This is a genomic window from Caenimonas sedimenti (assembly GCF_007833165.1).
Lineage (GTDB): Bacteria > Pseudomonadota > Gammaproteobacteria > Burkholderiales > Burkholderiaceae_C > Ramlibacter > Ramlibacter sedimenti.
In genome coordinates this window covers 415,557-439,694 of the sequence record NZ_VOBQ01000004.1, presented here as the reverse complement: position 1 = coordinate 439,694, position 24,138 = coordinate 415,557, and the positions used below count along the sequence as shown (strand labels likewise).

The following is a 24,138-nucleotide window of genomic DNA, read 5'->3' as shown; positions in this document are numbered from 1 at the left end:
AATTCATGCACTTTTCGATCAGCTTCAGTCGGCGGCTCGCTACTGCTTTCGCACTCGCCACGGGCCTGTGGCAATCGCCGGCCGCGGCGGTGGAGGACCGCTTCGACGGCAACGCGCTAGACTGGTGCAAGTGGGAGGATGTGAGCACCAGTGGCACCGTGCGCCAAAACGGCGAACTGATCCTCACCAGTCAGCCCGCGCCTTCTTTCGGCAGTGCGCGTGTCTTGACGCAATACCGGCTGACTGGTGACTTCGACATGCAGGTGGACTACCGGCGCGTGGCCGGTTTCGACGCCGCGCTGGCGCCCTCCGGCCCTACCGTCTTCGACCAGTTGAACGTTGCGCTGGGTCTGCATTGGAACGAATCGCGCTTCATCCAGTTCTCCCGCTCCAAGACGTCAGGCGGCGAACAGGTGTCGGTCTACTCGAGCCTGCCTGCGCACGCCGGCCAGAATGGGACCCCGGCCGATGCCAGCGGAAGCACCGGCTCGCTGCGCTTGGTGCGCACGGGAACCCGCCTGGCCTATCTGCACGGCACCAGCGGCAACTGGACACCCGTGGGGCAGCTGGAGGTGCCGTCTACGCCCGTGTCGGCCTACCTCGCGGCAACCACCGTCGTGAGCGGGACCAGCGGGCCATCGATCAGCGCGGCATTCGACAACTTCAAGGTCAACAGCGGCGCGACCGACCAGACGGATCCGCCGGCGCTGGCGCCCTTCGCCCGCCGGTCCGACTTCCTCGTGGGCGGTGTTTCGGAGAATTGGCCGGCTTTCCGCTACCAGTCAAGTTCCAGGATCGACCCGAACCTGCTGGCGCGTTTTCGCGCCGAAGGCATGGGCTGGATCAGGGTGGGCGTGACCACGGCTTCCGTGCCCATCCTGGACGCCATGCCCCCCGGCCGCTGGAACACACTGCAGTACGACCCGGCGACCTGGGGTTCGCGAGAGTACGCGGCGGCGACGCTGCAGGATGCGGCGGCGGCCGGCATGCGGCTGTACGCCTATCTCTATTTCAGCGACCGGGCCGCCAACTGGGGCAATCAGAAAGCACCGGCCGCCTGGGCGGGCAAAAGCGTACAGGAGACGGCGCAACTGATGGAGCAGCACGCCTTCGACACCGCCTCGTACTTCAAATCGCGCGGCCTGAACGTCGAGATCTACGAGCTCGGCAACGAGACCGACCTCGGGATGGCGGGCTTCGAACCCGGAGGCCGCATCTCCGTCCCGTCTGGCGTGGATTTCGTGAACAACCATGAATGGCTGCGCGACAACGTCTGGAACATCCAGGCGGAGCTGCTCAAGGCGGCGGCGCGCGGCATCCGGCGCGCTGCGCCGCAAGCGCGCATCGCCTTGCACCCAGCGGGGGTGGAAGTCGGCGTGGGCACCGGTTTCGCACCGGCCTTCTATGCCGCCATGCGCGACTTCGGCGTCGATTACGACATCGCGGCCCTGTCCCACCCCTACGCCTATTTCGACTGGAAACTGCACCGCTATTCCACCATGTGCTGGTTCAAGCGGCTGGGCCAGATCGTGGACCGTGTGGCCAGCCCCGGCCGACCGGCGATGCTGGTGGAGGTTTCGTATCCGCACGATCCGCGCGGCCTGCGGGCCCAGCCGATGGCGGATTTCCCGTTCACTCCGGCGGGACAGTCCGGCTGGCTGCTCGCGCAGCTCGGGTTTGCCAGCCGGCACCCCGCGCTGGCCGGGTGGTTCTATTTCTATCCTGAGTTCCACCCGGCGATCGGGTCGTACGACCCTCCGCTTGACTACGGTGGCCTCATGGCGAGCTCGAGCGCGGCCCAGCCTGCGCTCAGCCAGCTGCGCGCCAACCTCGAGAGCTCGCTCGCGCCGCTGCAACCGCAAACCGGCGTCTGGGGGATCGATGCGGAACTCAACGGCCAGCCGGGACGAGGCTTCCAGCTGGCCGCCAGCGGCAACAATCTCGTCCTGAGTTTCTACGGTTACGAGCCGAATGGGGCCGCGCGCTTCTGGCTCGCTGTCGGGCCGATGGCCGACAACCTGTTCAGCGGCACGCTGCTCGCCTATGACGGTGGCACGGCCTTCGGCGACAACTACAAGCCGGCGCGGTTCTCCGGGCCGGCCGGTGCGGTGCAATTGCGCTTCACGTCTTCCACCGAAGGGGAAATCACCTTACCCGGTGAAGCGCCCAAGCGCATTTCGCGCGTGCGCTTCGGCAGTGGCGGCACGGGCAACGCCATCACGCCGCGGCGCGGCGTCTGGTCCATCGACGTGGAGACCAATGGCCAGCCCGGCCGCGGTTTCCAGCTGGACCACCAGGGCAGCACCATGGCGCTGTCCTTCTATGGCTACACGGCCTCGGGTGCCAGCCGCTTCTGGCTGGCACTGGGTTCGCTCGCCGACAACCGCTTCGGCGGCGAGCTGGAGTCGTACGACGGCGGCACCGCTTTCGCCGGCGCGTACCGCCCGGCCCAGCGTGGCGCGAGCGCCGGCCCGGTGACCCTGGTGTTCACGGGCGAGCGGACGGGCATCCTCACATTGCCTGGTGAGGCGCCCAAGGCGGTGTCGCTGCTGGAGTTCTGACCATGCCGTTCTCGCGCCAAGGCGCAAGCACCTTTCGTGGGCGCGGCTGCGCTTGCCTAGAATGTGCCCAGAGGACATCCCACAATGACGATCAAGAGCGACAAATGGATCCGGCGCATGGCCGAGCAGCACGGGCTGATCGAGCCCTTCGAGCCGCAGCAGGTGCGCCAGGTGGACGGCCGCCGCGTCATCAGCTACGGCACCTCGAGCTACGGCTACGACATCCGCTGCGCGCCCGAGTTCAAGGTCTTCACCAACATCCACAGCACGGTGGTGGATCCGAAGAACTTCGACGAGAAGAGCTTCGTCGACTTCCACGACGACGTCTGCATCATCCCGCCCAACAGCTTCGCGCTGGCCCGCACATTGGAGTACTTCCGCATCCCGCGCAACGTGCTGACGATCTGCCTCGGCAAATCGACGTATGCCCGCTGCGGCATCATCGTGAACGTGACGCCTTTCGAGCCCGAATGGGAAGGCTATGTGACGCTGGAGTTTTCGAACACGACGCCGCTGCCTGCAAAAATCTACGCGGGCGAGGGCTGCGCGCAGGTGCTGTTCTTCGAGAGCGACGAGGTCTGCGAGACCAGCTACAAGGACCGCGGTGGCAAGTACCAGGGCCAGCGCGGGGTGACGCTGCCGAAGGCCTAGTGGCCCACATCCGCCTGCTGTTGGGGCCGGCACTGTGGTGCGTGCTGCTTGCGGCCGCGGCGGCGGATCCGCAGCGCATCCAGCTTTCTGCCGATGCCGGGGAGGCACGGGTGGTCGCCAGCGCCATCCACGACTATCGCAGCGCCGCACAGGCCATCGCCGGCGTTCTGGGCAACGAGCTGCGACTGCCGGTGCCCGCGTACACGATGGAGGTGCATGCGACCCGCGCCGGCTTCGAGGCCGGGCTGGTCCAGCACCTGAAACTCACGCCGGAAAGCGCGCGCAGCACCGCCGCCTTCGCGAAGGCGGCGGTGGGCGGCCGCCGCGTGCTGGTGAACGATCCGCTGTTGTCCGCCGATCCGTGGCCCGAGCGGCTGGTGACGATTGCGCACGAGGTCGTGCACGCCAGCCAGCTCGAGCTGGCTGGCAATCGCTCGCTGGTGCGCAACCAGTGGCTCGTGGAGGGCTTCGCGGAATGGGTCGCCTTCCGCATCGTGCATGAACTGGGCGTGCGCCGGCTGCCTGAAGAGAAGGCGAAGATGCTCTCGCAGGTGCGGGGCGCGCAGGCCAAGGTCGGTCTTGCCCCGCTCGCCGACATGGACACGCTGGCGCAATGGCTGCTGGTGCGCCAGGCGCGCGGCTTCGATGCGACCTACCCCTACGCTTTCCTGGCGACCGATTTCCTCATCGAGCGCCATTCGTACGACAAGGTGCTCGCGTACTTCCGCCGGCATCGCAATTCGGCGGATTCGCAGGCGAACTTCGTGGCGGTGTTCGGCGAAACGCTGCCGGCGTTCCAGCTGGCGCTGGACGCGCACCTGGCGCGGACGCTCAATTGAGGAGGGCGGCGCGCGCCGCCGCCAGGTCCCAGCCGGCCCAGCCGCAGCTCTTGAACAACACCGGGCCGCGCGGGGCCGCATCCGGGGTGGCCAGCACGTCTGCCAGCGCCGGATAGCCGGCAACGTCCAGTCCGGCCTGCATCAGGTCACCGGCCTCGTGTTCCGCATCACGGGTGTCGACGACGATGCGGCCCGCCAAGTCGCAGTGGCGGCACAGCGCGGGGCCGAGTTCCACCATCGCGGGCGTGAAGGCGCCGACGGCGGCCAGGAACGCATCGTCACGCGGCAAGGCTTTCAGGACCACGGCGTTGGCCGGCGTGCAGGTGACCACCAGGGGGCATTCGGCCAGCGCCGCATCCGGGTCGCCGACGACGCGCGCGCGCAGCCCGAATCGACGCGCGAGGTCCGCCAAGGCGTTCGCACTGGCTCCGCTGCGTGAATGGATCAGCACTTCGCGGATGCCCAAGCACTCCGCGAACGCCTCCAGGTGGCTGCGTCCCTGCGTGCCGGCCCCGACGATGAGCAGCGGCCCGGCGGAGTTGGGTGCGAGCCGTTGCGCCGCCAGCAGGGAGACCGCCGCCGTCCGCCGTGCCGTCACCGTGGGTCCGTCGAGCACCAGCCGGCGCTCGCCGGTCTCGACGTCGAAAACCACGACGTCGCCCTGGATGGTCGGCCTGCCGGCTTTGGCATTGCCGGGGGTGAACGTGATCAATTTGGTGATCGCCACCCGGGCATCGTGCGCCGGCATCACGAAGAGGCTGCCGCCGCCGGGTAGGGGCTGCACCAGCCGCGCCGGGACGCGGACCCCGGGATCCCCCAGTACCGAGGCGATTTCGCGGACCAGGGCGGGGTAGGGCAGCCGGGCAGCCGTGGCCGCGGCGTCGAGGAGGAGGAGGTGAGACATGAAAAAGAGTGTGGCTCGTCCATACCGATTTTGTCCTACAGCGGGTCGAGCTACTTCTCGCTGGCGGGCCGGCAAGCCGGTTTCTACATTCGAATCACTCCACAAGGAACCCCGCCATGCAGTCCGCCATCGATTCGTTCGCCCCCGAAACCGGCCCGATCGCGACACGCAGCAAGTGGTTCTGGGTGGGCTGGGGCGCCGTCGCCGCCAGCCAGCTCGTCGCCTTCTGGCTCCTGTGCAACAACCAGGTCAAAGTGGCCGAAGCGCGCCGCGCCGACGCCATCGTCCAGCAGCTGGCGCTGGCCGACTGCCTGCAATACACCCCCCGCGCGACCGTGGCGAGCTGCAAGGTCCAGATGCAGGCCGCCCAGCCCACGACGGTGATCGTGCCGGCGGTGACCATGCCGGCCATGCCCAGGCCTGTCGCCGGCGCCATGACCGTGAACTACACCTTCCGCTGAGGCCGCCATGCAGACGCCGCACGCCAACCCTGTTTCATCCGAGCGCGCCGCGGGTGGCTCGCTCGAAGCTTCCGATGATTTCGCCGACGCCGGCGGGTCGCCGCGCTATTGCCCCACGGGGCTGCTGGCCAGCTTCGCCCTGCTGATGGCCGGCCATGGCCGTTGCGTCAACACCGCCATGATGCTGGGCGACCGCGAATATGCGATGTGGCAACTGGCCTGCGCCCGCGCGATGGACGACGCCGAACTTGGCGCGCTGGCAGCGCGCCTGTTCGGCTACTTCGACGACCCGCAACACTCGGCCATGCCCGTCCTCGGGACGGCCTGACGGCCTTCCGTCAACTCCGGGCGGGCGGGGCGACACCACGCAGCGCCGCCTGGAGCAGCCGCGGATCCAGCGGTTTCACCAGATGCAGGTCGAAGCCCGCCTGGCGTGACAGCTCGCGGTCCTTGTCCTGCCCATAACCGGTCAGTGCGATGAAGGTCGCGGCCGCGAATTGCTTGCGCAGCAGGCGAGCGAGCTGGTAGCCATCGATGCCGGGCAGGCCGATGTCCAGGATGAGGACGTCGGCAGCGAAGCCGTGTGCAATCTCCAACGCGGCGGTGGCGTCGCCGGCCGTACGCACGTCATGCCCTTCGATCTCCAGCAACGCCGCCAGGGTATCGGCCGCATCCGCGTTGTCGTCCACGACCATGATGCGCAAGCCGCGGCTGGACGCAGGCCCGCGCTCCGCTGGCTGCGGCGCTTGCGGCACCGCATCGGCCACCAGCGGCAGCGTGACGGTGAAGACACTGCCCTGGCCGAGGCCCTGGCTGTCCACCTTCACTTCGCCACCGTGCAGCTGCACCAGGCTCTTGACCAGGGCCAGGCCGATGCCGAGCCCACCCTGCGAGCGGTCCGGCGCGCGCTGCGCCTGGGTGAAGAGCTCGAACACATGGGGCTGGAAGGCTGGATCGATGCCGATGCCCTCGTCGCCCACGCTGATGCTCACCTGGCCCTCTGCCACGCTCACCTGCAGCTGGATCGGACTGCCCGGCGGGCTGTACTTGATGGCGTTGTTCAACAGGTTCACCAGCACCTGCACCAGCCGGATGCGGTCCCCGCGCACGTGGATGCGCTCCAGCCCCGGCGGCTGCGCCACGCTGCGGCCGGACGCTTGCAGCAGCGGCTGCATCTGCTCCAGCGCATTCGAGACGACGCCCGCCAGGTCCAGCGTGTCCATGTGCAGCGTGACCAGGCCACGGGTGACGCGGGACACGTCAAGCAGGTCGTCCACCAGCTTGGTCATGTGCCGCACCTGCCGTTCGATGACTTCGCCGGCGCGCAGCACCAGGTCCGGCGCCGCGCCGGCATGCCGCAACAATTGGGCGGCGGTGCTGATCGGCGCCAGCGGATTGCGCAGTTCATGCGCCAGCATCGCCAGGAATTCGTCCTTGCGCCGCTCACCCTCCTGCCGCACCTGTTCGGCATCGTGCAGCGGCGAGACGTCGGTGTTGGTGCCGAACCATTGCACGACCTGGCCGGTGTCGTCCCGCAAAGGCGCCACCAGCGTGAAGAAGGGACGATGCGTGCCGTCGCGGCCCCGCATCGGCACGGTCATCTGGAACGGTTCGCCGGTGGCGACGGAATGCGCCCACCGTTCGATCACGTGGGGCAGCACCTCCGGATGCGGCACGCTCTGCCAGCCGTCCCCCCGCATCTCCTCCGGCGTGGTGCCCGTGTACTCGTACCAGCGGTCGTTGTACCACTGGGGCACGCCCTCGGCGTCGGCGATCCAGGCCAGCTGCGGGATGGTGTTGGCCAGCTGGCGCAGGCGCATTTCGCTGGCCCGCAACTGGCGTTCAGCGAGGAAGCGTTCGGTCACGTCCTCGTGGATGAGCATGACCTCCAGCACGCTGCCATCGGCCGCCTTGATCGGGCGCGCCGTCGCTTCCACCCAGCGGGCCCGGCCCGGTTTCCCGATTTCGGCCGGGTCGTACCAGGCCGCCGGGATGCGCACGGGCTCGCCGGCGAACGCGCGGCGCAGGTAGGGCGTCACGCCCTTGGCCTCGAGCTGGGGATCGGCGAGCATGTCGTACTCGCTCAGCACCCACCGCAGCAGGGGATCGCCCTCCTGCGTGCCCCACAGGTCCTTCCAGGCCTGGTTCACCATCAGCGTCCGGCCCGCGGCCGACAGGAGTTGCACGCTGAACGGCGCCTGCTCGAACAGGGTCCGGAAACGCTGCTCCGGCTCGGGGGAGGAAGCGGCGTCAGCGGGCGGAACGGTCGGGGGCACCTGGGCATTGTGCCAACTCGCCCTGCCGCACGGGGGTCTTGCGGACATCGAGATGCAGTTTGCGGCCGCTGCATTCCGGCTGGCCCGGAACGGGCGCCGGAGACCTTTCAACCGCTATAGTGGTCCGGCAACCCAGGAGGCCCAGCGTGCCCGCCAGCCCACCCGCCGCCCAACGTGCCTACGACGTCATCCTGTACGGCGCCACGGGATTCGTCGGCCGCCAGACCGTCGCCTATTTCGCCCAGCACGCGGGCGGCTTGCGCTGGGCATTGGCCGGACGCTCCGCGGCCCGGCTCGAGGCCGTGCGGGCCGAATGCGGCCCCGGCGCGGCCGGCGCCGGCATCGTCGTCGCCGATGCGCAGGATGCCGCGGCCCTGGACCGGCTGGCGGCGCAGGCCCGCGTGGTGCTCAGCACGGCCGGACCGTTCGCGCTGTACGGCAGTGCGCTGGTCGCAGCCTGCGTGGTCCGCCGTACGCACTATGTCGACATCACCGGCGAAACGCCATGGGTGCGCACGCTGATTGACCAGCACCACGAGCGGGCCGCGCAGGATGGCACGCGTATCATCCCGTGCTGCGGCTTCGACTCGGTGCCTTCGGACCTGGGCGCGCTGCTGGTGGTGGAGGCCATGTGGGCCCAGCACCGCGAACCCTGCGCCAGCGTGAAGGCCTGCCATTCGATCCGCGGCGGCCTGAATGGCGGCACCCTCGCCTCGGCCATGAACATGATGGAGTCGGGCCAAGGCAAGCTGCTGGCCGACCCGTTCCTGCTCAATCCCGCCGGGACGGCGCCGGCGCGGCGGCACCCGCACGCCGACCCCATGCTGCCGCACCACGATGAAGACTTCGGCGCCTGGGTCGGTCCGTTCGCGATGGGGCCGGTGAACACGCGCGTCGTCCGCCGCAGCGCCGCGCTGCTCGGTGCGACCGGTACCAAGGCCTACGGTGAAGATTTCCGCTACCAGGAGTACCAGCGCTTCGGCCGCGGGCCCCTGGGCGCCGCGGCGGCCGGCGGCATCACCACGGCCATGACCATGGGCCTGCTCGCGCTGCGTTTCCAGCCGGCGCGCCGCGTCGGCCGCATGCTGGGCCCCGCGCCCGGCGGAGGACCGTCGGAGCGGACCATGGACGCGGGTTCGTTCCGCTGCGATCTCGTGGGCATCAGCCCCAGCGGCCATCGGGTGCAGGGGCGAATCGCGGGCGAGGGCGACCCCGGCAATCGAGCCACCACGCGCTTCGTGTGCGAGTCGGCGCTGGCGCTGGCCTTGCAGCTGGAAGAGTTGCCGGGCGGACGGCAGCGTGGCGGCTTGCTCACCCCGGCTTCGGGGCTGGGCGTGGTGCTGGCGCGGCGCCTTGCGGCCACAGGCCGGATGACGCTGGAGCCGTTGCCGGCCTGACGCCGGTTTCCGAAACTTCGCTTCCGCCAGGCGATCTGGCCGCACAAGTCGCGAATCGGCCCGACAATGCAGCCAGTTGGCACCCCATGCCGGCACGGGAACCTCCTTGTTGCCGCTCATACCGCCACCCCCTGGTTCGCGCCCAGGCCGCATCGTCGCCACCGCGTGTGTCCTCGCGATGCTCTACTTCGGCCGCGCATTCCTGGCGCCGCTCGCCCTGGCCGCCATCCTCAGCCTGCTCATTGCGCCACTCAAGCGCAAGCTGGCGCGCATCGGGCTGGGCCATACGGCGGGCGCCCTGGTCTCGGTCGTGCTGGTGGGCGCCTCCCTCGCCGCGGTGACCGCGGTGCTGGGTTCGCAACTGGTGACGGTCGCCGCTGACCTGCCCCAGTATCGGGAAGCCGTCCGCTCCAAGCTGGCGCATGCCAGGGAACTCACGGTCGGCCCGCTCGAGCAACTCGAATCGGTGCTGCGCACCGTGGTCCCGGCGGCGCACCCGGCGGCCAGCGGCAAGCAGCGCGAGCGCGGTGGCGCTGCGAGCGCCGACCCGCAGGCCCCCCCAGTCCAGAACAGGGCGCCGACGACAGCCACCGAAGCCATCAGCTGGCTCTTCTCGTGCCTTTGGGGGCCCGTGGGCCAGGCGGGGATCGTGCTGGTGCTGCTGGTCTTCATCCTGCTGGAACACGAAGGCCTGCGCGATCGCATGATCAGCCTGGCCGGCGAGGCGGAAGCCGGCCGGACGATGCGGGCCGTGGAAGATGCGGCCCAGGGCGTCTCCCGGTTCTTCGTTTCGCAGTTCGTCGTGAACGTGACCTTCGCCCTGGTGCTCGGCTCCGCGCTGTGGCTCGTGGGCGTCCCGCACGCCGCGCTGTGGGGCGCGTTGGGCGGCCTGGCGCGCTTCGTCCCCTACGTCGGCGCCTTGGCCGCGGGCGCGGTCATCGCCGCTTTTGCCGCCGCGGTCGATCCGGGCTGGTCCCTCATGTTCTGGTGCGCGGGCTTGTTCGTCGCGCTGGAAGCGGTGGTCGTGCATGTGGTGGAGCCCCGGGTCTACGGCCAGAGCAGCGGCCTGGCGCCTCTGGGTGTGATCGTCTCCGCGCTGTTCTGGGGAGCCCTCTGGGGCCCCTTGGGCCTGCTGCTGGCGACGCCGATGACGCTGTGCCTCGTGGTGGCGGGGCGCCACGTGCGCGCACTGGAGCCCATCTCCATCCTGCTGGGCGAGGCGCCCGGCCTCACCGCGGGATTGCGGTTCTACCAGCGCGCGCTCTCCGGTGAACCGGGCGAGATCGTTGCGGCTGCGCGCGTGTACCTGCAGCGCAGCAACTTCGCCCGCTATTGCGACCAGATCCTGCTGCCCGGGCTGGCCCTCGCCGCGGCCGACTTCCGGGCCGGCCGGATCGGCAGCGAGCAGCAGGACCGGATCCGCCTCACCATCGCGGCGGTCGCGGAATCCCTCAGCGCGGTCGAACGACAGGACGGCGCCAGCCGCAAGCGCCGGTCGACCTCGCTGCTGGAGGCGAACGTGGGCGCGCACCTGCACGCGCAGCGCGACCAGGGGCTCGGCCGCTGGCACGGCACGCCGCCACTGCGGGCCGCCCAGGGTGTCCTCTGCGCCGGCCTGGGAACCGCGCGCGACGACGTGCTCACGCAACTGCTGGTGCAGGCACTCCGCGACGAAGGCATCCAGGCCGCCAGCCTGTCGCTGGCCCGAAGACTCGATGCCCCGGGCGAGGGCAAGGCGGATCCCTTTTCGACGGTGTTCCTGGCCTACCCGCTCGAGGAGAGCCAGGATGACTGGCAAGCCGCCGTGGCGGACGTGCGGGCCTCGTTCCCGAAGGCCATGCTGCTGACGGTGAAGCTGCCCCTGGAGGACGGTGTCGCGGACGAAGCGCTCGTGCAAGGGAGCGTGGACCTGGTCGTCCGGTCGTTCTCGGAAGCGGTCGCGTTCGAGCTTGGGGGGCGCGTGGACGAGGTGAGCTGACCCAGCGAGCTCGTCCGCGCATGCGCGTGCCGGTGATGCGCAGCTGGTGGCGGCTTCGGCCGCTGGCTCGAACACGGCTTTACACGGGCTGCATGCGAGGCGCGGGGAAGGTCCCTAGAATCGGCCGCCATGACCAGCCCGGCGGATCGCTGCGATGAACGAGTGGCCGCCGATCCAGGCTTCCTGGCACAGGTCTACCTGCACGACGGGACCAGCTTCGCCGAGGAGCGGTCGATCCGGAGGACCGGGCAACTCGCCGGCGGCCTGCAGGAGCTGGTCTTCCCCTTGCCAGCCGGCGCCGCGGGCCTGAGGCTGGATCCGGCGGACCGCCCGGGCTTCATCGACCTGCAGGCCATCCGGTTGCTGCGCGATGGCGCAGTCACGTGGGAATGGGTAGTGGCTCGCCAGGGCTGGCGAGCGTTCGATGCTTGCTCGCGCCACCAGGTGCTGCTGCCGCTGGACCCGGGCCCGCTGCTTTCCTGCGGCGACGACCCGTGGATCGAACTGCCCTTGCCAGCCTCTTTGCTGGGCGGCCCGGCCGGGCTGGAGTTGCAGGTTGACCTGGCCTGGACCGGCGACGCAGTGCCGGAGCCCGGCCGCATGGCCCTGCAGGCGCTGGTGCGGCAACTGGAACAACATCGCTTGCTGCAAGCCGAGGCCGCGCAGACGCGGCGGATGTACTTGCACAGCAGGATGGAGGCGCGCCGGCTCGCCAGGGAGCGGGCGGCGCTGCAACGCCGGCTCGACGCCATCGACGGCGCGGCAGCACGCGTCCAGCCGCTCGCGGACACGGTCGACGTGGTGGTGCCGGTCTACCTCGACCTGGGCGAAACGCAGCGCTGCGTGGAGTCTGTGCTGGCCGCTGCCAACCGTTGTGCGTGGCGCCTCGTCATCGTCAACGACGCCAGTCCCGAGCCTGCGCTCGCCGGCTGGCTGCGGGAACTCGCCGGAAGCGACGCGCGGGTCGTGCTGCTGGAGAACCTGGAGAACCTCGGTTACGGCGGGGCGGTCAATCGCGGCATCGGTGCGAGCGAGGCCAACGACGTGATCCTGCTGAACAGCGACACCGAAGTGGCCAACGACTGGATCGATCGCCTGCGGGCCGCGGCCTACTCGGACGCCCGGGTCTTCTCGGTCACGCCGTTCTCGAACAACGCCACCATCTGCAGCTACCCCCGGATGTGCGAGGACAACGCCCTGCCCGCCGGCTGGAACGTGGCCGACCTGGACCGGGCCTTCGCCGAAGCGAACCGCAACGCCGTCCTCGACATCCCCACCGCCGTGGGCTTCTGCATGTATGTCCGCCGGGACGGCCTGCGCGACGTGGGGCTGTTCGACATGGAGCTGTTCGGCAAGGGTTACGGCGAAGAGAACGACCTGTGCCTGCGTGCGGCCGACGCCGGCTGGCGCAACCTGCATGCGCTGGACGTGTTCGTGCGGCACACGGGCGGCGTGAGTTTCGGCGCCAGCAAGAAGCCGCGCGAGGCCGAAGCCATGGTCCTGCTGCGCCAGCTCTATCCCGGCTACGAGCCGGATGTGCACGACTACATCCAGCGCGATCCGCCGGCCCAGGCGCGTGCGCGTGCCGGCGCGGCCCTGGCGGCGATGCGGGAGGAGCCCAGCGCATGACGCCGCCTCCGGCCGCGCTCCGGCCCCTGTTCCGGCCGCACTTCCGCACCGACGAAGTGCTGGCCGAAATTCGCGAGTGCCTCGAGGCAGGGTGGGCCGGCGCCGGCTTCAAGACCCTGGAGTTCGAGCGCCGCTGGTGCGAGTACACGGGATTGCCGCACGCGCATTTCCTGAACTCGGCCACCGCGGGCCTGCACGTCGCGCTGGCCGTGTTGAAGGAAGAGTGCGGCTGGCAGGACGGGGACGAGGTGATCACCACGCCGCTGACCTTCGTGAGCACCAACCACGCGATCCTCTATTGCGGCTTGCGGCCGGTGTTCGCCGACGTGGACGAGTACCTCACGCTGGATCCGGGCGATGTCGAGCGGCGCATCACGCCGCGCACGCGCGCGGTGATGTTCGTCGGCATCGGCGGCAACACCGGCCGGCTCGACGAGGTGCAGGCGCTCTGCCGCGAACGCGGCCTGCGATTGGTGCTGGACGCGTCGCACATGAGCGGCACCCGCTGGCGGGGGCGGCACGTGGGGTCGGACGTGGACGCAGCGGTCTTCAGCTTCCACGCGGTGAAGAACCTGCCCTCGTCGGACGGCGGCGTGCTGTGCATGGCCGGCGCCGGGCTCGACGCGCGGGCCAGGCGCTTCTCGTGGATGGGGATCGACCGCGACACCTTCAGCCGCCTCGGGCGCGACGGCCGGTACAACTGGGACTACGACGTCGCGAGCGTTGGCTACAAGTACCAGGGCAATTCGGTCTCGGCCGCCCTCGCGCTGGTGGGCCTGCGCTACCTGGACGAGGACAACGCCCACCGGCGCGAGCTGGCTGCCGCCTACGACGCCGTCCTCGGCGACGCGGTCGAGCGCGTGCCGCAGGCCCCGGGTTGCCTGAGTTCCCGGCACCTCTACCAGGTGCAGGTGGACGGCCGCGACCAGGTGATCGAGGCTCTCATGGCGGCCGGTGTGCAGTGCGGCGTGCACTACCGCGACAACACGCTGTTTCCCATGTATGCCGGGCCGCTGTGCCCGCAGGCCCGGCGCGCGAGCGAGCGGGTGCTGAGCCTGCCGATGCACTTGCGCATGACCGTGGACGAAGCGCGGGAGATCGGCGGCTTGCTCCTGGCGCTGGCCCGCTGAGGACCGGCTACTGCAGGAAAGCCGGCCCCGTATACGCGCCCACGGTGGCGTTGCGGTCGACGTCGGACCTGCTGAAGAAAATGTCCTTGCCGATGCGGTAGGTGTAGCCACATTGGCGGATGACGGTGCCGAAAGCCGGCACGCGAATGTCGGTGCAACGGCGCCCGTCGGCCGCCAAAGTCCACTCGCCCACCAGCTCGCTCGAGCCTGCGCCCTGCTTGTTGTGGACCATACCCACGGCGGTGCCGTCGCTGCGCAGGGTCATGAAGGCATCGGCGTCGTCGGTGCGGGCGATCGTCCGCAGATCGCCCAAGGCGCGAATCTCATCGGCGCTGAGTTTCTCCCCGCCGAAATCAAGCAGCTCGCCCAGGTTCGCCTGCGCATGGGCCGAAGCGGCGAAGAACGCCAAGGTGATGAGCTGGAGGGAACGGGTTTGCATGGCAACGCCTTGGCGGGTGGATCACTGCGGAGACTTATAGCAAGCAGCGTCTGGCCGGACAAGCAGTTTCTTCGGTCTCCAGCCTCCGGTGCTTCGAGAACATCTCGGTCCAGATCTTTCCTCTCCTGTTGCGAATCAGTCCGCGTACTCGCCGGCGTCCTTGATGACCTTGGCCCAGCGCTGCTTCTCCGCTTCGACGAACTTCCGGTGGCCGCCGGGTTCCAGGCGCTCGTCGCCCACGATCGTGAGCCCCAGGGCTTCCTGGCGCTTGACCAGCTCCGGGTCTTTCAACGCGGCGCGCAGTGCAGCGTTCAACCTGGCGATGACGGGTGCGGGCGTGCCCTTGGGCGCGTAGAGGCCGTGCCAGACCTGCACGTTGAAGTCCTTCAGGCCGGCCTCCGACAGCGTCGGCGTGTCTTTCAACGCTGCAATCGGCAGGCGGGCCAGGCTGGTCACGCCGAAGACCTTGACCTTGCCGCCCTCGATCTGCGGGACGGCGTTGGTGGCCTGCTCGCACATGAGGTCCACCTGGCCGCCGATCAGGTCGGTCATGGCCGGGCCGGTGCCCTTGTACGGCACCGTCGTGACGTTCGTCTTCAGGGCACTCTGGAACATCAAGCCGCACAGATGCGACGCGGAGCCCAGGCCGGCGTTGGCCAGGTTGACCTTGGTGCCGTTGGTCCCGATCCACTGGCGCAGCTCCGCGAAGTTCCTGGCGGCCAGGTTCGTCTTGCCGATCAGGACGGAAGGCGCCTCGTTGATCAGGCCCAGGGGCTCGAAGTCCTCGGGGACCTTGTAGGCGAGCTTCCGGTACAGCGCGGGCGCCGTTGCCATGCCGATGTGATGCACGAGCAGCGTGTAGCCGTCCGGGGCGGCGCGTGCCACCTTGGCGGAGCCGATGGTGCCCCCGGCGCCGGCGGCGTTGTCCACCACGACCGTCTGCCCCAAGGGTTTGCGCAATGCTTCCGCCAGGTCCCGCGCGATCTTGTCGCTTGGCCCGCCGGCGGCAAACGGAACCACCAGGGTCACGGGCTTGTCGGGAAATTGGGCCTGGCTCAGGGTGGCGGCGGTGGCCAGGGCCACGCCGACGAACATGCATCTCGTCGCGTTCATGCTTGACTCCTTGGGTTGTTGGTTCAATCAGGCGGACAGCGCCTGCATCTCGCGGTACAGGTCGGCCTTGCCTTCGAAGCCGATGCCGGGCAGCTCGGGCAGCGTCACGTAGCTGTTGTCGACCCGCACGCCATCAGGGAAGCCGCCGAAAGGCTGGAACAGGTCGGGGTAGGACTCGTTGCCGCCCAGCCCCAGCCCGGCGGCGATGTTCAGCGACATCTGGTGGCCGCCATGCGGGATGCAGCGGCTGGCGGACCAGCCGTGCTCCTTCAGCATGTCCAGCGTGCGCAGGTACTCGACCAATCCATAGCTGAGCGCGCAATCGAACTGCAGCCAGTCACGGTCGGGCCGCATGCCGCCGTAGCGGATCAGGTTGCGCGCGTCCTGCATCGAAAATAGGTCCTCGCCTGTTGCCATGGGATTCTTGTAGTAGTTGCGCAGCGTGGCCTGCAACTCGAAGTCGAGCGGGTCGCCCGGCTCCTCGTACCAGAACAGGTCGTACTGAGAGAGCGCCTTGGCATAGGCGATCGCGGTGTCCAGGTCGAACCGGCCGTTCGCATCCACGCACAGCTTCTGGCCGTCCTGCAGCACGCTCAGGATGGAGTCGATGCGGCGCAGGTCTTCGTCGAGCGAGGCGCCACCGATCTTCTTCTTGACCACCGTGTAGCCCCGGTCGATGTAGCTGCGCATCTCGTCCTTGAGCTTGCCGTGGTCCTGGCCGGGGTAGTAATAGCCACCGGCGGCGTAGACAAAGATCCTGCGGTTGGGCTGGCCGTTGCCGTAGCGGTCCGCCAGCAGCTGGAACAAGGGCTTGCCTTCGATCTTGGCCACCGCGTCCCACACCGCCATGTCGATGGTGCCGATCGCGACCGAACGTTCGCCGTGGCCGCCCGGCTTCTCGTTCGTGAACATCGCGTTCCAGATCTTGTGCGGATCGAGGTTGTTGCCGCTCGCATCGACCAGCGAATCGGGGCTTGCTTCCAGCACGCGGGGAATGAAGCGCTCGCGCATCAGCTTGCCCTGGCCGTAACGGCCATTCGAGTTGAAGCCGTAGCCGACGACGGGCTTGCCGTCCCGGACCACGTCGGTGACGACCGCCACGAGACTCAGCGTCATTTTGCTAAAGTCGATGTACGCGTTGCGGATGGGTGAACTGATGGGGATGGTCTTCTCGCGAATCTCGACGATCTTCATGGCAACTGCGCAGTGCTTTGGATGGAAAGCCGCATGATCGGCAGCAGCCGTTGTTGTGGCCAATGTTCTTTTTGGCTGCCTTGATGCACTGGACGAACCGCGCATGAACCTGGTCTGGCTGGACGATTTCCTCGCACTCGCGGCGACCGGCCATTTCTCGCAGGCGGCGGAGGCGCGCCACGCGTCGCAGCCCGCATTCAGCCGCCGGATTCGCGCGCTGGAAGAGTGGATCGGTGCCGACCTGTTCGACCGGAGCACGCAGCCCGCACGCCTCACCGAGACCGGCGAATGGTTTCGCGTGGTCGCGCAGGATCTGGTGTCCCGCGTGGCCCGCGTTCCGGGCGAGGCGAGGCGGGTCGCCGACGCCAGCTCGGTCACGCTGCGCATTGCAGCCACGCATGCGCTCTCGTTCACGTTCCTGCCACGGTTGCTGCGCAACCTGGAATCCACGGTGACGCTCGGGCCGGTCCAGCTCGTCTCGGACGTCCTGGCGCAGTGCGAGGCGTTGATGCTGCAGAGCAAGGTGCACTTTGTCCTCAGCCATGCGCAGCCGAAAGCGCCCGGCCTGCTCGACACGGACGCCTACCTCTCTTGCGAAGTCGGCACGGACGCGCTACTCACGGTGTCGAAGCCGGATGCCGCGGGAGCACCGATCCACTTCCTGCGCGGAAGTGAGCGGCCGGTGTCGGTCCTGCACTATGCCGAGCCTTCGGGGCTGGGGCGCATCCTGCGCGCGGTGCTCGTGCCCCGGCTCGAGGAAGTACCGACGGAGACGGTGTTCATCGCCCATCTGGCATCCGTCCTGCGGACGATGGTGCTGGACGGACGAGGGCTGGCCTGGCTGCCGCAGTCCTTGATCGTCGACGACTTGCGGGACGGCAGGCTCGTGGAAGCCGCGCCACGAGAGTGGCGCGTGCCGCTGGAGATCCGCCTGTATCGCGAGCGGCAGCTGGTGGGCCGCGCGGCGGACAAGTTCTGGCAGGCGGCGCTCGAAGCTCCGGGCGCGGCAGGGACGTCGTCGTAGCCGCTTGCGAGCTGGCTGCGGAGCCGCCGCAGCCGCTCACACGCTCAGCTGGACTTCGAGCCCATCTTCCCCTGCAGGACGGCCACCAGGTGCTGCTTGGCTTCCGCCAGCTGCGCCTTGTCCGAGTCGTGCACCTTGCGGAAGAACGCGGCGCATTCGGCGGAGCCTGCGGCTTCCGCATCCTTGATGTACTGGTCGTAGGCAAGCAAGGCCTGCGCCTTGTTCTGCATCAGCGTGATCCAGTCATAGGCGAGGTCGCTGAGGGGATGCGGGTCGCTGGATTTTTCTTGCATGGTCTGGCCTTTCGTCGTTGATGAATGGGAGCGTTCCAGCTCAGGCGTTCTGCACCGTCTCCGCCACCTCGGCGCGCCGTGTCTGGATCCGGCCGCCCAGCGTGGCCAGCTCCATGCCGGAGGCCCGGGCCTTGGCGAACATGCCCCGGCGCTCTTCCTCGATGTGGTGCAAGGTGTGCTGCTTGATCGCCTCGACCACGCCGTCGAGGTTTTCGGCCGCGGGCACGCGGGCAATGAGGTCCTTCACTTCCTGATGCTCCTTGAGCGCGTGCTCGAGCATCTCCTCATCGCCCGTGGCCCGGGCGAAGGCGGGATAGAAGATCTCTTCCTCCACCATGGTGTGCAAGGTGAGTTCCATGCAGATGACCTGCGCCAGGTCGAACTTCGCCGAGGGATCGCCCGCCGACTTGTACTCGCGGAAGAGCTCTTCCACGCGGTGATGGTCTGATTCGAGCAAGGCGATTGCGTCCTGGGCCATGTCTGTCTCCTGAGTTGGATGCGGGACGCGCTGAAGCGCACGCGCCCGAACTCATCCAACTTAGCGCGTCCGCAGCGCCATGGCTGTAGGCAGTTCTATACAATCGCGGTCGCCACGCCGGCAGCGCCGCTGCCGATGAGGTCAACCGCTGGGGGTGTTGGCAGGCCGCAAGGCGCGCTGACTGAGAGAGTCCCTTTGAACCTGATTGAGGTAATCCTCGCGCAGGGAAGCACGTTCGAAGGGCCTGCCGGCTTTCTCTTCTCGCACCGGCAGGGCGGCCCCGAACGCTCGCCGACCTGCCATCTGCATGAGTCGCAAATGGCACATCCATCGTCTTCGCATTCCCGCCTTTTTCGCGCCTCGCTGCTGGCGCTGCCGCTTCTTCTGGGCGGCGCGGCCTGGGCCCAACAGCCGCCACCGGCGGCATCCGCCGCGGCGCCGGCCGCGGACCCCGGCCGGCACATGCTGGCCGAAATCCAGGTCATCCCCCGGCCGGTCGGCACGGCAGACGACCGCTACAAGCACGTTGACGCCGCCATCGCCGTCATCCAGGCCTCGGGACTGCGCTACGAGGTGCACGGCCTGGGCACCGTGGTCGAAGGCCCGCCCGAGAAGATCTGGCCGCTGCTGCAAGCCGTCCACGAGGCCACGCTCCAGGCCGGCGCCGAGCGCACGCTGAGCATCATCAAGGTGTCCGGCGGGGCCCAGGCGGGCGGGCCGCGCGTCGAAGACCTGGTGCGCAAGTTCCGCAACTGACTTGAGGCGCGCGCGGGTTCAGTCCTCCCCGCGCCGCCACCAGTGCAGCACGCGGTGCTCGATCGCGAGCAGCGCGAGATTCAAGCTGTAGCCCAGCGCCGCGAGCAGGAAGATCGCGGCGTACATGTCGCTCGGCCGCATGGCGTACTGCATGGTCATGATGTAGTAGCCGATGCCCTGGGAGCCCGCGATCATCTCCGCGACCACGCTGACGATGAGCGCCAGCGCGAGACTCGTGCGCATGCCCGCCAGGATGAAGGGCAGGCTGGCCGGCAGCACCACCGACGTCAGCGTCCGCAGCCGGCCGACCTGGAAGGTGCGCGCGACGTCGAGGGCGGTCGGGTCCACCGCGCGCACGCCAGCCACCGTGTTCACCAGCACCGGGAAGAAGCATGCGAACGACACCGTGAACACCTTCATCGCGTGATCGATGCCCAGCAGCAGGATCAGCGGTGGCACGATGGCCGGCATCGGAATGGGACGCAGCAGCTCGACGAGCGGACGCAGCGCGGCGTCCGCGAGCGGGAGGGTTGCCATCGCGATCCCGAGCAGCACCCCCGCCGCCGAACCGATCGCGAAGCCCGCGGCCATGCGCCACAAGGTGGAGCCGAACACCTGCGCCAGCTCGCCGTTGACCAGCCCGGTCGCGACCGCCTTGAGGATTTCCGTGACAGGCGGCCAGTTGGTGCTGGCCACGCAGCACAAGGCGGTGACCTGCCAGAGCACGAGCAGGAGCACGAGCAGCAGCACGCCCCAGAACCGGTGCGGGAGGGCGCGCATGGAGTCAGGCCTCGTGCACCACGCGGCCATCCACCGCGGTCGCCAGCACGCGCGCGCCGCGCAGGGCCTCCGGGTCGCAGGTGACGGGGTCGACCGACAGCACCGTCCAGTCAGCCAGCAGGCCGGGCCGCAGCACGCCGCGCTCGTGCTCGCTGAAGCTCACGTAGGCGGCGTCCCGTGTGTAGAGCGCCAGTGCCTCCTCGCCGGACACAGCCTGCAGGCGTCCCACGGGTTCGTCGGTACCCGCGATGTGGCGGGTGCGCGCCTGCCACAGCCCCAGCAGAGGCTGGTACGGGGTGACGGGCGAGTCGGAGCCGCCGCCCACCACGACGCCGCCATCGATCCAGCTGCGCACGGGCGTGGCGGTCGCCATCAGTGCCGTGCCGAAGCGCTTCACCAGCAGCGGCCCGAAGGTGTACTGCATCGAGCACTGCGTCGCCACCGTGATGCCCATGCGCGCGGCCTCGCGGATGTTGCGCGCCTCCGGCCACAGGTAGGCGTGGATCAGACTGAAGCGCAGCGGCTTGAGCGGGATCTCCTGGTCGATCTCGGCGAACACCTCCAGCGCGATGTCGATCGCCTTGCCGCCCACCACGTGCACGCCGAGCGACCAGCCCTGCTTCGCGCAGGCCCAGGCGATCTGCCGGAACGACTCCGTCGGCGTCACCTGGATGCCGCAGTTGCAGCGCTCGTCGGGATAGGGTTCGCGCATCAGCGCCGTGCCCAGTGACGCTCCGCCGTCCAGGAAGAGCTTCACTCCACCGAGCTTGAGACGGGCGTCACCGAAGCCCGTGGTGGGCCAGGCATGGGTGATGCTGGCCAGGTTCACCTCCAGCGGCAGGCTGGAGTCCGCCAGCGGCATCACCACCGAACGGATCGTGAGCTCGCCGCGCCGCCACAGCAGCTGGTACAGCCGCATCATCTCCGGCGAGATGCCCGGGTCCATGATGCCGGTGAGGCCGGCCGCGTGGTACGCGCGCTGCATCTCGCGCAAGGCGTCGGCCTGCTCCTCCAGGGAGAGGGGCGGGACGAGGCGCGCCACCTGTTCGAACGCGGACGGCTCGAGGAGCACACCATTGGGATGCCCGTCCGGTTCGCGCTCGAAGCGGCCGCCCGGCGGATCGGGCGTTTCGCGCGCGATGCCGGCCATTTTCAATGCCAGCGTGTTGGCGACGGCCGCATGGCCCACGCGCGGCAGGTAGACCGGCCGGTCCGCGCACACGGCATCGAGTTCCTGCCGCGTCGGGTAGCGGCCCTCGCGCAGGCTTACCACATGCCAGCCGCTGCCGCTCATGATCCAGGGCTTGTCCGGGTTGCGCTGCGCATAGGCGCGCACGGCCTCTTGCACGTCGGCGATCGAGCGGGCCGGCGCGAGGTCGACCAGGCGCGTCTGGATCGCGGTCCACTGCATGTGGTTGTGCGTGTCGATCAGCCCGGGCACCACCGTGCCTTCGCCGTAGCGCACCTCGCGCGGAGCCGGGCCCAGCGCGGCCCGCGCTTCGTCAAGGGTGCCGACCGCCACGATGCGGCCGCCGCGGACCGCCAAGGCCTGGGCGCGCGGCCGGTCCCGATCCATCGTGACGATGTCCCCGGTGACCAGCACCTCTTCCTGCGTCGTCATGGGCGCCTCGGCTTCAGGCCTTGAGGGCCGTGCGGTGGAGGATGGACTTCGGGTCGAACTCCCCCTCCAGCAGGCCATTGCGCCGCATCTGGTCCACCACGGGAACCAGTGCGGCCGGGTCCACGGCCTTCTCGTACGCGGTCACCCCCAGCTTGGCGATCAACTGCGGCGGCATGCGGGTGTAGCCGGAGATGATGTTCAGGAGCTCTTCGGACTTCAGGTTCAGGTTCACCCAGTCCACCCCCTTCTGGTAGGCGCGCACCCAGCCCTCGATCACCTTGGGGTTCTGTTCGATGTAGCTCTTGCTCGCCGCATACTGCGCGGCCGGCAAGCGCTTTTGCACCTGGGTGTAGGGGTAACCGACCACCTGCATGTCGGCGGCGACACCGCCGGAGACGAAAGGCTCGACGGCGAAGGCCGCATCGGCGCGATCCCCGCGCACGGCGTCCACCATCTGCGGGAACGGCACCTCGAGGTACGTGACCGCGTCGGGGTTGCCGCCGGTCGCGCGCACCCAGGCGCGCGCATACAGCCAGATGATGTTGTTGCGGGTGTTGACCGCGATCCGCTTGCCTTCGAAGTCCTTTCCGGTCTTGAAGGGGCTGCCCTTTTTCGCGATCAGCGCCGCCTGGTCCGGCGGCGCGTCGCCCGTGGTGCTGGCCGGCGCGATGATCTGGAGGCCCAGCCCCTGCTTGGCGGCCTGGATGATCGAGACCACGTTGCTGAAGACGACTTGCACCTGTCCCGCGGCCAGCGCGGGAATGCCGGCGGCGCCGCCTTGCGTGGGCGTCGTGTCCACCTCGATGCCCTCGGCGGTGAAGTAGCCCTTGGCGATCGCGACCTGCAGCGGGGCGATGTCGATGATGGGAATGGTGCTGACCCGGACCTTGGTGACCTGGGCGCGCACGAGCGGCGTGGCCAGGCCGAGTGCGGTGGCGGCCATGGTGGCGGCGACGGTCCGCCGGCGCAGGGGGAGGTTGTTCATCGCGTCTTCTCCTGATGGGTTGTGGGGCAAGTGGATTTCCGATGACTGATTTCAGCCGGCGCGCGCGCCGGACCAGTGGATGGCGCGCCGCTCGATGCGCACGAACACCTCGTTGAGCGCATAGCCCAGCACCGCGAGGATCACGACCCAGGCGTACATGTCGACCACGCGGAACGAACGCTGCAGATCGATGATCAGGTACCCGATGCCGCCGGTGCCGGCCATCATCTCGGCGATCACCACCAACACCAGCGCGATGCCGAGGCCGATGCGCATTCCCGCGAGAACAAGCGGCATGGCCGAGGGCAGCACCACCTTCCACAGCAGCGCCGCACGCGAGTGCTGGAACGTGCGCGCGACGTCCACCAGCACCGGATCGACGCCGCGCACGCCCTGGATGGTGTTGATCAGCACCGGGAAAAACACCCCCAGCGCGACTGCCGTGATCTTCATGGTGTCGCCCAGGCCCAGGAACAGCATCAGCGGCGGCAGCAATGCGGGCTTGGGTAGCGGGCGCAGGACTTCGACGAGCGGTTCGAGCAGGCCGTGCACGGGGCGGAACCGCCCCATGAGCACGCCCAGGACGATCGCCAGCACGCAGCCGATCGCATAGGCGACCGCCAGCAAGTACATGGTGCGGCCCAGAGGTTCGAAGAGTTTGCCCGCTGTCACGACCGTGAAGACCCGTTGCGCCACGACCGTCGGCGGCGGCACCAGCACGGCGTTGACCCAGCCGCTGCGCGTGGCGAGCTCCAGCAGCAGCAACAGCGACAAGAGCACGCCCGGGCCGAGCCACGCCTGCAGCCGACGGGCTGGAGGCGCCCCGCTCATGCGCCGTGCCCCAGGAGCATCGCGAGCAGCTCGTGCCGCAGGTCCAGGTAGCGTGGTATCTGCGGCGTCTCCAGGCGGTCGCGCGGCCGTGGCAGCCCGGTCTCCAGCATGCGGACCACGCGTGCCGGCCGGGCCGAGAGCACCGCGATGCGGTCGGCCAGGAAGATCGCTTCGTCCGCATCGTGCGTGACGAGCACCGCGGTGAACCCGTGCTTCTGCCAGAGGTTCTGCACGAGCGCGTGCAGTTCGAGCCGCGTGAGCGCATCGACCGAGCTGAAAGGTTCGTCCATCAACAGCACCCGCGGCTGCGCGGCCAGGGCGCGCGCGATCGTCACGCGCTGCTGCATGCCGCCCGACAGCTGCGCCGGAAAGTGCCCGGCGAAAGCGGCGAGCCCGACCATGTCGAGGTAGGTCCGGCTGCTGTCGCGGGCCCGGGCACGGCTCATGCCAGGCCGGTGCTCCACCGCGAAGGCCACGTTGTCGAGCACGGTGCGCCAGGGGAACAGCGACTTTCCGTACTGCTGGAACAGGTAGACGATGCCCGGCGGCGGTTGCGTCACCTCCTCGCCGTGAAAACGCACGGTGCCACGGGTTGGCCTCGCCAGGCCGGCCGCGATCTGCAGCAGCGTGGACTTGCCGCAGCCGGAGGGCCCCACGACGGCCAGGAATTCGCCTTCGCGCACCTCCAACTCGATCTCCGCCAAGGCCTCGGTCTGCGCGCTGCCGCTGCCGAAGGTCTTGCCGATCCCCGACAGGGTCAGGTCAGCCGGGCTGTTCACGCGGGCATTCATGGTTGGG

23 protein-coding genes and 1 riboswitch are annotated in these 24,138 nt (G+C 68.9%); of the genes, 11 read left to right on the top strand and 12 right to left on the bottom strand.

The annotated features are described in order from the left end of the window. The first annotated feature begins 5 nt into the window (after positions 1 to 5). The 3 genes from FN976_RS06770 (at position 6) to FN976_RS06760 (ending at position 4,051) form a co-directional block, all read left to right on the top strand. Entirely contained in the window at positions 6 to 2,561 is a 2,556-nt protein-coding gene (locus FN976_RS06770; protein WP_145892220.1) for a glycosyl hydrolase 53 family protein, read from the top strand. Positions 2,562 to 2,645: 84 nt separating this feature from the next. Further along, positions 2,646 to 3,212 (top strand): dCTP deaminase, encoded by a 567-nt coding sequence (dcd, locus tag FN976_RS06765; protein ID WP_145892219.1) that lies wholly within the window; start codon positions 2,646 to 2,648, stop codon positions 3,210 to 3,212. After that, a complete protein-coding gene (locus FN976_RS06760) occupies positions 3,212 to 4,051 on the top strand; it encodes a hypothetical protein (RefSeq protein ID WP_145892218.1) in 840 nt (279 codons plus the stop codon). Before dcd ends, FN976_RS06760 begins: the two co-directional genes overlap by 1 nt. On the opposite strand, the gene FN976_RS06755 is transcribed toward FN976_RS06760, so the two are convergent. Continuing rightward, positions 4,044 to 4,955 (bottom strand): delta(1)-pyrroline-2-carboxylate reductase family protein, encoded by a 912-nt coding sequence (locus FN976_RS06755; RefSeq protein WP_145892217.1) that lies wholly within the window; start codon positions 4,953 to 4,955, stop codon positions 4,044 to 4,046. The two genes, FN976_RS06760 and FN976_RS06755, sit on opposite strands and share 8 nt — an antisense overlap. Positions 4,956 to 5,071: 116 nt before the next feature. On the opposite strand from FN976_RS06755, the gene FN976_RS06750 reads away from it, so the two are divergent. Further along, a complete protein-coding gene (locus tag FN976_RS06750; protein ID WP_145892216.1) occupies positions 5,072 to 5,416 on the top strand; it encodes a hypothetical protein in 345 nt (114 codons plus the stop codon). 7 nt (positions 5,417 to 5,423) lie between these two features. Continuing rightward, entirely contained in the window at positions 5,424 to 5,744 is a 321-nt protein-coding gene (locus tag FN976_RS06745) for a hypothetical protein (protein WP_145892215.1), read from the top strand. Positions 5,745 to 5,754: 10 nt separating this feature from the next. Here FN976_RS06745 and FN976_RS06740 read toward each other — a convergent pair whose 3' ends face one another. After that, complete coding sequence (locus FN976_RS06740) at positions 5,755 to 7,692, bottom strand: PAS domain-containing hybrid sensor histidine kinase/response regulator (protein WP_255440184.1); 1,938 nt, start codon at positions 7,690 to 7,692, stop codon at positions 5,755 to 5,757. A 146-nt stretch (positions 7,693 to 7,838) separates the two neighbouring features. On the opposite strand from FN976_RS06740, the gene FN976_RS06735 reads away from it, so the two are divergent. From FN976_RS06735 to FN976_RS06720, 4 genes are all read left to right on the top strand, one after another. After that, complete coding sequence (locus tag FN976_RS06735; protein ID WP_145892213.1) at positions 7,839 to 9,089, top strand: saccharopine dehydrogenase family protein; 1,251 nt, start codon at positions 7,839 to 7,841, stop codon at positions 9,087 to 9,089. Between the two features lie 106 nt (positions 9,090 to 9,195). Further along, positions 9,196 to 11,067, top strand: coding sequence for an AI-2E family transporter (locus FN976_RS06730; protein WP_255440183.1), 1,872 nt, complete (start codon positions 9,196 to 9,198; stop codon positions 11,065 to 11,067). Between the two features lie 129 nt (positions 11,068 to 11,196). Then, entirely contained in the window at positions 11,197 to 12,696 is a 1,500-nt protein-coding gene (locus FN976_RS06725; protein WP_145892212.1) for a glycosyltransferase family 2 protein, read from the top strand. Continuing rightward, positions 12,693 to 13,826, top strand: a complete 1,134-nt coding sequence (locus FN976_RS06720; protein ID WP_145892211.1) for a DegT/DnrJ/EryC1/StrS family aminotransferase — start codon at positions 12,693 to 12,695, stop codon at positions 13,824 to 13,826. The genes FN976_RS06725 and FN976_RS06720 overlap by 4 nt, the downstream gene beginning before the upstream one ends. A gap of 7 nt (positions 13,827 to 13,833) precedes the next feature. Here the strand turns inward: FN976_RS06720 and FN976_RS06715 are convergent, their stop codons facing one another. From FN976_RS06715 to FN976_RS06705, 3 genes are all read right to left on the bottom strand, one after another. Further along, entirely contained in the window at positions 13,834 to 14,265 is a 432-nt protein-coding gene (locus FN976_RS06715; RefSeq protein ID WP_145892210.1) for a hypothetical protein, read from the bottom strand. Positions 14,266 to 14,400: 135 nt separating this feature from the next. After that, the gene (locus FN976_RS06710; protein ID WP_145892209.1) at positions 14,401 to 15,378 is read right to left on the bottom strand and encodes a tripartite tricarboxylate transporter substrate-binding protein; all 978 of its coding nucleotides are present in this window, start codon (positions 15,376 to 15,378) and stop codon (positions 14,401 to 14,403) included. A gap of 27 nt (positions 15,379 to 15,405) precedes the next feature. Next, positions 15,406 to 16,572 (bottom strand): mandelate racemase/muconate lactonizing enzyme family protein, encoded by a 1,167-nt coding sequence (locus FN976_RS06705; protein ID WP_145892208.1) that lies wholly within the window; start codon positions 16,570 to 16,572, stop codon positions 15,406 to 15,408. A 103-nt stretch (positions 16,573 to 16,675) separates the two neighbouring features. On the opposite strand from FN976_RS06705, the gene FN976_RS06700 reads away from it, so the two are divergent. After that, positions 16,676 to 17,596, top strand: coding sequence for a LysR family transcriptional regulator (locus tag FN976_RS06700; protein WP_145892207.1), 921 nt, complete (start codon positions 16,676 to 16,678; stop codon positions 17,594 to 17,596). A 44-nt stretch (positions 17,597 to 17,640) separates the two neighbouring features. Here FN976_RS06700 and FN976_RS06695 read toward each other — a convergent pair whose 3' ends face one another. Continuing rightward, on the bottom strand, positions 17,641 to 17,889 hold the full coding sequence (locus FN976_RS06695; RefSeq protein ID WP_145892206.1) for a hypothetical protein: 249 nt from the start codon (positions 17,887 to 17,889) through the stop codon (positions 17,641 to 17,643). A gap of 40 nt (positions 17,890 to 17,929) precedes the next feature. Further along, a complete protein-coding gene (locus FN976_RS06690; protein ID WP_145892205.1) occupies positions 17,930 to 18,367 on the bottom strand; it encodes a hemerythrin domain-containing protein in 438 nt (145 codons plus the stop codon). Positions 18,368 to 18,507: 140 nt separating this feature from the next. Next, positions 18,508 to 18,612: riboswitch (TPP riboswitch) on the top strand. A 73-nt stretch (positions 18,613 to 18,685) separates the two neighbouring features. Here FN976_RS06690 and FN976_RS06685 point away from each other — a divergent pair. Next, positions 18,686 to 19,123, top strand: coding sequence for a thiamine-binding protein (locus FN976_RS06685; RefSeq protein WP_222432778.1), 438 nt, complete (start codon positions 18,686 to 18,688; stop codon positions 19,121 to 19,123). An 18-nt stretch (positions 19,124 to 19,141) separates the two neighbouring features. On the opposite strand, the gene FN976_RS06680 is transcribed toward FN976_RS06685, so the two are convergent. Genes FN976_RS06680 through FN976_RS06660 form a run of 5 tightly spaced genes read right to left on the bottom strand, consistent with a single transcriptional unit; the run spans position 19,142 to position 24,131 of the window. Then, the gene (locus FN976_RS06680) at positions 19,142 to 19,903 is read right to left on the bottom strand and encodes an ABC transporter permease (protein WP_186510769.1); all 762 of its coding nucleotides are present in this window, start codon (positions 19,901 to 19,903) and stop codon (positions 19,142 to 19,144) included. A gap of 4 nt (positions 19,904 to 19,907) precedes the next feature. Next, entirely contained in the window at positions 19,908 to 21,524 is a 1,617-nt protein-coding gene (locus FN976_RS06675) for an amidohydrolase (RefSeq protein ID WP_186510768.1), read from the bottom strand. A gap of 13 nt (positions 21,525 to 21,537) precedes the next feature. Beyond that, entirely contained in the window at positions 21,538 to 22,509 is a 972-nt protein-coding gene (locus tag FN976_RS06670) for an ABC transporter substrate-binding protein (protein WP_145892202.1), read from the bottom strand. A 51-nt stretch (positions 22,510 to 22,560) separates the two neighbouring features. Then, positions 22,561 to 23,340 carry an ABC transporter permease gene (locus tag FN976_RS06665; protein WP_145892201.1) on the bottom strand — a complete coding sequence of 260 codons (780 nt, stop codon included), beginning with the start codon at positions 23,338 to 23,340 and terminating at the stop codon, positions 22,561 to 22,563. Next, complete coding sequence (locus FN976_RS06660; RefSeq protein WP_145892200.1) at positions 23,337 to 24,131, bottom strand: ABC transporter ATP-binding protein; 795 nt, start codon at positions 24,129 to 24,131, stop codon at positions 23,337 to 23,339. The genes FN976_RS06665 and FN976_RS06660 overlap by 4 nt, the downstream gene beginning before the upstream one ends. Between the last annotated feature and the right edge of the window lie 7 nt (positions 24,132 to 24,138).

What these genes read in the sequence shown, in the direction of transcription:
- FN976_RS06770 (WP_145892220.1), top strand. Translation starts at nt 6, where the DNA reads ATGCACTTTTCGATCAGCTTCAGTCGGCGGCTCGCTACTGCTTTCGCA.
- dcd (WP_145892219.1), top strand. Translation starts at nt 2,646, where the DNA reads ATGACGATCAAGAGCGACAAATGGATCCGGCGCATGGCCGAGCAGCAC.
- FN976_RS06755 (WP_145892217.1), bottom strand. Translation starts at nt 4,955, where the DNA reads ATGTCTCACCTCCTCCTCCTCGACGCCGCGGCCACGGCTGCCCGGCTG.
- FN976_RS06750 (WP_145892216.1), top strand. Translation starts at nt 5,072, where the DNA reads ATGCAGTCCGCCATCGATTCGTTCGCCCCCGAAACCGGCCCGATCGCG.
- FN976_RS06745 (WP_145892215.1), top strand. Translation starts at nt 5,424, where the DNA reads ATGCAGACGCCGCACGCCAACCCTGTTTCATCCGAGCGCGCCGCGGGT.
- FN976_RS06725 (WP_145892212.1), top strand. Translation starts at nt 11,197, where the DNA reads ATGACCAGCCCGGCGGATCGCTGCGATGAACGAGTGGCCGCCGATCCA.
- FN976_RS06720 (WP_145892211.1), top strand. Translation starts at nt 12,693, where the DNA reads ATGACGCCGCCTCCGGCCGCGCTCCGGCCCCTGTTCCGGCCGCACTTC.
- FN976_RS06715 (WP_145892210.1), bottom strand. Translation starts at nt 14,265, where the DNA reads ATGCAAACCCGTTCCCTCCAGCTCATCACCTTGGCGTTCTTCGCCGCT.
- FN976_RS06710 (WP_145892209.1), bottom strand. Translation starts at nt 15,378, where the DNA reads ATGAACGCGACGAGATGCATGTTCGTCGGCGTGGCCCTGGCCACCGCC.
- FN976_RS06705 (WP_145892208.1), bottom strand. Translation starts at nt 16,572, where the DNA reads ATGAAGATCGTCGAGATTCGCGAGAAGACCATCCCCATCAGTTCACCC.
- FN976_RS06700 (WP_145892207.1), top strand. Translation starts at nt 16,676, where the DNA reads ATGAACCTGGTCTGGCTGGACGATTTCCTCGCACTCGCGGCGACCGGC.
- FN976_RS06695 (WP_145892206.1), bottom strand. Translation starts at nt 17,889, where the DNA reads ATGCAAGAAAAATCCAGCGACCCGCATCCCCTCAGCGACCTCGCCTAT.
- FN976_RS06690 (WP_145892205.1), bottom strand. Translation starts at nt 18,367, where the DNA reads ATGGCCCAGGACGCAATCGCCTTGCTCGAATCAGACCATCACCGCGTG.
- FN976_RS06685 (WP_222432778.1), top strand. Translation starts at nt 18,686, where the DNA reads ATGGCACATCCATCGTCTTCGCATTCCCGCCTTTTTCGCGCCTCGCTG.
- FN976_RS06680 (WP_186510769.1), bottom strand. Translation starts at nt 19,903, where the DNA reads ATGCGCGCCCTCCCGCACCGGTTCTGGGGCGTGCTGCTGCTCGTGCTC.
- FN976_RS06675 (WP_186510768.1), bottom strand. Translation starts at nt 21,524, where the DNA reads ATGACGACGCAGGAAGAGGTGCTGGTCACCGGGGACATCGTCACGATG.
- FN976_RS06670 (WP_145892202.1), bottom strand. Translation starts at nt 22,509, where the DNA reads ATGAACAACCTCCCCCTGCGCCGGCGGACCGTCGCCGCCACCATGGCC.
- FN976_RS06665 (WP_145892201.1), bottom strand. Translation starts at nt 23,340, where the DNA reads ATGAGCGGGGCGCCTCCAGCCCGTCGGCTGCAGGCGTGGCTCGGCCCG.
- FN976_RS06660 (WP_145892200.1), bottom strand. Translation starts at nt 24,131, where the DNA reads ATGAATGCCCGCGTGAACAGCCCGGCTGACCTGACCCTGTCGGGGATC.